5 protein-coding genes and 1 other annotated feature are annotated in these 7,588 nt (G+C 38.1%); all 5 genes read right to left on the bottom strand.

Features of this window, described 5'->3' with window-relative positions:
• Nucleotides 1-105: 105 nt before the first annotated feature.
• Nucleotides 106-1,281, bottom strand: coding sequence for a M20 metallopeptidase family protein (locus ACLTU0_RS09600; protein WP_412322224.1), 1,176 nt, complete (start codon nt 1,279-1,281; stop codon nt 106-108).
• Nucleotides 1,278-3,263 (bottom strand): NAD-dependent DNA ligase LigA, encoded by a 1,986-nt coding sequence (ligA, locus tag ACLTU0_RS09595; RefSeq protein ID WP_147514902.1) that lies wholly within the window; start codon nt 3,261-3,263, stop codon nt 1,278-1,280. The genes ACLTU0_RS09600 and ligA overlap by 4 nt, the downstream gene beginning before the upstream one ends.
• Nucleotides 3,264-3,278: 15 nt before the next feature.
• Nucleotides 3,279-3,929 carry a sporulation protein YunB gene (gene yunB / locus ACLTU0_RS09590; protein WP_308456319.1) on the bottom strand — a complete coding sequence of 217 codons (651 nt, stop codon included), beginning with the start codon at nt 3,927-3,929 and terminating at the stop codon, nt 3,279-3,281.
• A 60-nt stretch (nt 3,930-3,989) separates the two neighbouring features.
• Entirely contained in the window at nt 3,990-5,738 is a 1,749-nt protein-coding gene (thrS, locus tag ACLTU0_RS09585; RefSeq protein WP_022229050.1) for a threonine--tRNA ligase, read from the bottom strand.
• A 62-nt stretch (nt 5,739-5,800) separates the two neighbouring features.
• Nucleotides 5,801-6,031 (bottom strand) — a binding site (T-box leader).
• 36 nt (nt 6,032-6,067) lie between these two features.
• The coding region (gene uvrA / locus ACLTU0_RS09580; RefSeq protein ID WP_412322221.1) for an excinuclease ABC subunit UvrA at nt 6,068-7,588 on the bottom strand (1,521 nt) is incomplete at its 5' end.

Genomic DNA, 7,588 nt, shown 5'->3' with positions numbered 1-7,588 from the left:
AGTATATACAGTTTTATCATCTGCTCTGCAATCTATAATTGCTATTTTTTTCAATTTTAAAACCTCTTAAAATCAATTTAGTTTACATAATATTTTTATGGTAAACTAATTATTATAAGTATCTAAATAATCAACTGCGGTTTGTGACAAAATCGCACTTCCAATAGGTAAAGCGTCTTCGTCTGCTATAAACTTCGGACTATGTATCGGATAAACAGCTCCTTTTTCTACATTTCCTACACCTAATTTAAAATAGGCACTCGGAACGTTTTCTCCAAAATATGAAAAATCATCACCCGCCATTGCCGGTTTATCAAGTGTCACTACTTCGTTTATGCAGGTAAGCTTTTTTGCACTGTTTCTGATTACATCATTCATTTCACTGTTATTAACAACAGGCGGAAAAAGTTTATTGAATGTAAAATCAATAGTTGTTCCATGCTTTTTTGCTGTTTCATGTGCCGTTTTATCAAGTAATTCTATGAGCATTTCACGAGTTTCATTGTCAAGCGAACGTGCCGTACCCATAATTTCAGCAGTTTGCGGAATTGCATTATTGCAAGTTCCGCCGTTAAAATAGCAAACCGTCATAACACACGGCTTGTCTTTTAGAACAGTTGCATTTAGTTTTTCAAATTCCGTTATAATTGCCGTGCCGATAGTAACTGGATTTACGCATTTTTCAGGTGCGGAGGCGTGACCGCCGACACCGTGAACAACAATTTTAAAATCGTCGGGCGACGCCATAATTGAGCCGTCCTTAACTTGGATATTGCCCGTCTTTTCTAACGGTTCAACGTGAAGTGCAAAAGCCGCGTCAACGTGCGGATTTTCAAGTATTCCGTCCTCAATCATAGGTAATGCACCGCCTACTCCCTCTTCAGCAGGCTGGAAAACAAGTTTGACGTTTCCGTTCAACTCGTCTTTAATATCGTTTAAAATTTTAGCCGCACCTAAAAGACACGTTGCATGAATATCATGTCCGCATGCGTGCATATATCCTTCGCGTTCCGATTTTATTTCAAATTTGCTTTCGTCTTTTATAGGTAATCCGTCTATATCAGCACGCAAAAGTACAGTTTTGTTACTGTTTTTACCTTTAATCAAGGCAACTGTTCCTGTTTTAGCTGAGGTTGTATAAGGTATTCCGTAATCGTCAAGTTTACTGCGAATAAATGAAGATGTTTTTATTTCTTCAAAATCAGTTTCAGGAGTACTGTGGAGGTGACGTCGTATGGAAATCAGCTCGTCCTTTATTTGAAATGCTTTTTCTTCAATCATTTTATCATCTCCTCAAATTCATCTTCACTGATAACCGTTACACCCAAGCTGTTTGCCTTGTCAAGTTTACTTCCTGCGTCTTCACCGGCAAGAACATATGTTGTTTTCTTTGATACACTTGATGATGTTTTACCGCCGTAATTTTCTATTATTTTTCCTGCCTCACTTCGCTTATATTTAGAAAGTGTTCCTGTCAGAACAAATGTCATACCCTCAAAACGTCTGTCGATAATAGAATCTTCACTATCGTCTATACAGTTTACACCCGCTTTTTCAAGCTTATCAATAAAAGCGATTGACTGCTCTTGCATAAAAAATTCAACAACCGATTGTGCCATTTTACCGCCTATATCGGCTATTTCGGTAAGTTCTTCAACAGACGCATTTCTCAAATTATCAAGAGTTTTATATTTTGCCGATAAAATCTTTGCAGCTTTTTCACCTATATGACGAATACCGAAAGCATTTATCAGTCTGTATAATGGGTTTGTTTTTGACTTTTCAAGAGCGTTTATAAGATTTTGTGCTGATTTTTCACCCATTTTATCCATTTCGGCTATATCTTCGGCTTTTACATAATACAAATCGGCGGCGGTTTCGATTAAATCTTTTTCTATCATTTGTTCAATGATAGACGGACCAAGACCGTCAATGTCCATTGCATTTCGAGACACAAAGTGAATTATATTTCTAAGTCGCTGTGCCGGGCAATTCACACCTGTGCAACGATATGCCGCCTCGCCTTCTTCACGCACGATTAAAGCACCGCATTCAAGACAATGTGTAGGCATTTCAAATTCTTTTTCACTGCCGTCACGATTTTCTTTTATAACTTCAACGACAGCCGGAATTATATCGCCTGCCTTTTGAATAATAACGGTATCGCCTATTCTGATATCCTTTTCACGTATAAAGTCAAGATTGTGAAGTGTCGCTCTTGATACATTTGAGCCTGCAATGTGGACTGTATCAAGTATTGCAAGAGGTGTAAGAACACCTGTTCTTCCGACTTGAACTTTAATATCTCTTATAACCGTTTGCTGTTTCTCGGCGGGATATTTATATGCAATAGACCAACGAGGGAATTTTGCGGTATCTCCGAGCATTTCTCTTGCGGTCAATTCATTTACCTTAATTACCGCACCGTCTATATCAAAATATAGGTTACCTCTCTCCTCACCTATTTCCAATATTCTCTCATATGCCTTTTCTATAGATGAATACGATTTTTTATCAAGAATAGTTTTAAATCCCTGTTCTTTCAAAAATTCAAGGCCTTCAATATGTGTTGAAATTTCTTTACCTTGTATTTGCTGAATATTAAAAACAAATATGTCAAGATTACGTTTTGCGGCTATTTTGGGATCAAGCTGTCTTAGTGAGCCTGCCGCTGCATTACGCGGATTTGCAAAAAGCGGTTGTTCGCTCGCCTCTAAAATATCGTTTATTTTATTAAAGTTATCTCTTGACAAAAATACTTCTCCTCTTACCTCAAGAAAAGGTATATCGTCTTTTAAGGTAAGAGGTATGCTCTTAATTGTTTTCAGATTTTCCGTAACATCCTCACCGTTAATACCGTCACCGCGCGTCGAACCTCTTGTAAATTCACCGTCTACATATTCAAGAGAAACAGATAAGCCGTCAATTTTCTGCTCAACAACGTAATTTACATCATGTACAACGGCTCTTACACGTCTGTCAAAGTCAAGTATTTCTTCTTTTGAAAATGCCTTTTGCTGACTTAACATAGGCACGTCGTGATGAACTTCACCAAAACTTTTAACAGCTTCTCCGCCTACTCTTACTGTAGGTGAATTTTTCTTTTTATATTCGGGATATTTTTCTTCAAGCTGTTCAAGTTCTACAAGCATTTTATCAAACGCAAAATCAGAAATTTCGGGAGCATCATCAACATAATACTTGTGGTTATGATAATTAAGTTCATTTGTCAATTCTTCAATACGTTTTTCAATATCGTTCATTAATAAAATTCCTTTCTATTCGACTGATGCAGTCATTCCACCATTTCCGTAATAAGTCGGTGTGTCACCTACAATAATCGTTTCATTTAAAAGCACTGATGTTTCCACAGTGTCGGATTGTGCAAACATCATTCCCACGAATGACATTTTCATAGATACGTCTAAATACAATTTATGCTTTACCTGATTAATACCGACAGAGTCAAAACTCTCTTTAAAATCAGCATTTACAATACTGACCGGATATATTCGTATCGGCACTTTAGGACCGAGTCCGGCAAGAAAATATAAATTACTGCAGCTTCCGAGCGGTACATATACCGTATCGCTTTTATGTGAATCAATATTTTTCTGCATTGACTGTATTATTGCCGATTTTAAGCGATTGATCTTTGCGGTATCCGTTTCGATTGCCTTTATATTTTCGGAGGAATTCTCCATAATTTTTGCAAGGCTTTGGTATTCTTCTTTAACAAATACATCATCTACTGCACTGTTTACAACCTCATTTGCAATGTTATTTGAATACACCTTTGCATATTCGATAAAAGACGGTTGCAATTTTGTGAATATAAGCCATATAAGAAAAATCAAAAAAAACAGTGTAAAAAATATTCCTACACCTTTTAAACTTCTGTTTCTTGTTCGTGAAAGTCCAAGCCTCATATAAATCCCTCCCCGACACTGTATAGTATGTCGGGGAGCAAATTTACGTTACATTAACAATTATATTCTCTTTGTGTCGATTTCTTCTTTAACTGCTTTGATAAATTCATCTATTGCCATAGCACCCTTGTCGCCCTCTTTTCTTGAACGAACAGATACAGTGTTATTTTCAATATCCTTATCACCGACAACAAGCATATAAGGTACTTTTTCAAGCTGTGCCTCACGAAGTTTATAACCAAGTTTTTCACTTCTGTCATCAACTTCTACACGCAAAATACCGTTTGCCTCAAGCTGTTTCTTAATTTCATATACATAATCCAGATGTCTGTCCGCAATAGGCAAAAGCTTGATTTGTACAGGAGCAAGCCATACCGGGAATGCACCTGCATACTTTTCGATAAGAAGTGCAAGTGTTCTTTCGTAACAACCGATTGATGTCCTGTGAATAATATACGGATTTTTCTTAGTACCGTCTTTATCAACGTATTCCATACCGAATTTTTCGGCAAGCATTTGGTCGATTTGGATTGTTACAAGAGTATCTTCCTTACCGTGTACATTCTTAATTTGAATATCAAGTTTCGGGCCGTAGAATGCAGCCTCACCGACACCGACTTTATAATCAATGTTAAGATCTTTCAAGATTTTCTCCATCGTATCTTGTGCTTCGTTCCACTGTTCTTCTGTACCGATATACTTTTCTCTGTCGTCAGGATCCCATTGCGAGAAACGATATGAAACGTCTTCAATTAATCCAAGAGTTGTAAGCATATAGTTTGTAAGTTCAAGACAACCCTTAAATTCTTCTTCAAGCTGTTCAGGTGTACACATCAAGTGTCCCTCTGAAATTGTGAACTGACGTACACGGATTAGTCCGTGCATTTCACCCGACGCCTCATTTCTGAAAAGTGTCGATGTTTCATTAAGTCTCATAGGCAAATCTCTGTATGAACGACCTCTGTTTAAAAACGCTTGATACTGGAACGGACAAGTCATCGGACGAAGTGCAAATACTTCCTTATCCTTTTCTTCATCGCCAAGTACGAACATACCTTCTTTATAGTGATCCCAGTGACCTGAAATTTTATACAAGTCGCTCTTTGCCATTAGAGGTGTCTTTGTAAGCTGCCAACCACGCTTTTGTTCTTCATCTTCAACCCATCTTTGAAGTAATTGAATTACTCTTGCACCCTTTGGAAGCATAATAGGAAGACCTTGACCGATATAATCAACTGTTGTAAACAATTCAAGTTCACGTCCAAGCTTATTATGGTCACGTTTTTTTGCCTCTTCAAGCTGTTCAAGATGTGCCTCAAGGTCGGCTTTATTTAGGAAAGCAGTACCGTAAATACGTTGTAACATCTTGTTTTTCTCATTACCTCTCCAATATGCGCCTGTTGCACTTAGAAGTTTGTATGCTTTAACCTTGCTTGTGTAATTTACGTGAGGTCCTGCACATAGGTCAACAAAATCGCCTTGCTTATAGAAAGAAATTGTAGCATCTTCAGGTAAATCGTTAATCAATTCAACTTTGTATGGCTCATCTTTCATTAATTCAAGAGCCTCTGCTCTCGGCAATTCAAATCTTTCGATCTTAAGGTTTTCTTTAGCGATTTTTTTCATTTCTTTTTCAAGAGCTTCTAAATCCTCAGGGGTGAAAGTATGCTCCGTATCAAAATCATAGTAAAAACCGTCATCAATAGCCGGACCGATAGCAAGTTTTGTATCCGGATAAAGTCTTTTTACAGCCTGTGCAAGCATATGCGAGGCTGAATGTCTTAGTGTTTGTAGTTCATTCATTTCCATTTTTATTAGTCCTTTCTTTTTATAAACTAAAAACACCCCTAAAGTACGGATAATATCCATACCTTAGGGGTGCATAAATATACACGGTTCCACCCTAATTACAGCATATAATGCTGTCACTTAGTTCGTCCTTGTTTCGTAAGGAATACGGCAAAACTTACTTAATATAAATTGTTCAGTCCGCAGCTCCGAAGTGGTATTCACATCAAGCCCATCAAAGAACGCTTACAGCCCATGACGTTCTCTCTCTTGTGACTTTTGCTTAATGCTACTGTCTTCATCTACGCTTTAAAGTTATTCTAACACTCTTTTTTTATTTTGTCAAGGTTTTATTCGAGCATTTTCTTTAAATATTTTCCGGTATAAGATTTTTCGACTTTTGCAACCTGCTCAGGTGTACCTGACGCAATCACGGTACCGCCGTTATCGCCGCCCTCAGGCCCCATATCAATGATATAGTCTGCGGTTTTTATAACGTCAAGGTTGTGTTCGATTACAACAACGGTATTACCGCCCTCAACAAGTTTATCAAGCACTTCCGTAAGTTTGTGAACGTCAGCAGTATGAAGTCCTGTTGTAGGCTCGTCAAGAATATAAATCGTCTTCCCGGTACTTCTCTTTGAAAGCTCCGTTGCAAGTTTAACACGTTGTGCTTCACCGCCTGACAAAGTTGTTGAGCTTTGACCGAGTTTGATATATCCAAGACCGACTTCCTGTAAAGTTTCAAGTTTTCTCTTTATCTTCGGAATGTTTCCAAAAAATTCAACACCCTCATCAACCGTCATTTCAAGCACTTCATAAATATTTTTGCCCTTGTATTTAACTTCAAGAGTTTCTCTGTTATATCTCTTACCCTTACATACCTCGCAAGGAACAAATATATCCGCCAGGAAGTGCATTTCTATCTTCTTTATACCGTCACCGCTACAAGCTTCACAACGTCCGCCTTTTACGTTAAAGCTAAAACGTCCTGATTTATAACCACGCACTTTTGCCTCATTTGTAGATGCAAAGACTTCACGAATATCACCGAAAACATTTGTATATGTTGCCGGATTTGAACGTGGTGTTCTTCCAATCGGTGACTGGTTTATATCAATGATTTTGTCAAGCTGTTCTATGCCCTTTATCTCTTTATGTGCGCCGGCATGAGTTCTTGCACGATTTAAAACGTGAGCAAGTTTTTTGTAAAGTATTTCATTTACCAATGACGACTTACCCGAACCCGAAACACCTGTGACACAAGTCATAACACCTGTCGGTATTTTTACATTGATGTTTTTAAGATTATTTTCTTTTGCACCACGCACTTCAATCCAACCCGTCGGTTTTCTGCGTTCCTTAGGTACTTCAATTTTAAGTTCACCGCTAAGATATTTACCCGTTATTGAACGAGGTGATTTAATCAAATCTTCAACGGTACCCTCTCCTACGAGTTCACCGCCGTTTACACCTGCTCCCGGACCGATGTCAACAATATAATCTGCGGCATACATTGTATCGGTGTCGTGTTCAACAACGATTACCGTATTACCCAAATCACGAAGATGTTTAAGTGTTTCGATAAGTCTGTCATTGTCACGTTGATGAAGTCCGATACTCGGCTCGTCAAGAATATACAACACTCCCATAAGTCCCGAGCCTATTTGAGTTGCAAGACGTATTCTCTGTGCCTCACCGCCCGACAAAGTCCCTGCCGAACGTGACAATGAAAGATAATCAAGACCTACGTCAAGCAAGAATTTAAGTCTTGCCTTGATTTCTTTCAAAATCTGTTCGCCAATCATTTTTTCACGGTCGGTAAGCTCCAATGAATTTACAAAATCCATTTCTTTTTGGATAGACATAGT

Source organism: Hominilimicola sp. (assembly GCF_046972485.1).
GTDB classification, from domain to species: domain Bacteria; phylum Bacillota; class Clostridia; order UBA1381; family UBA1381; genus Hominilimicola; species Hominilimicola fabiformis.
Note: the sequence above shows the minus strand (reverse complement) of the source record. Positions and strands in the feature narration are given on the sequence as shown.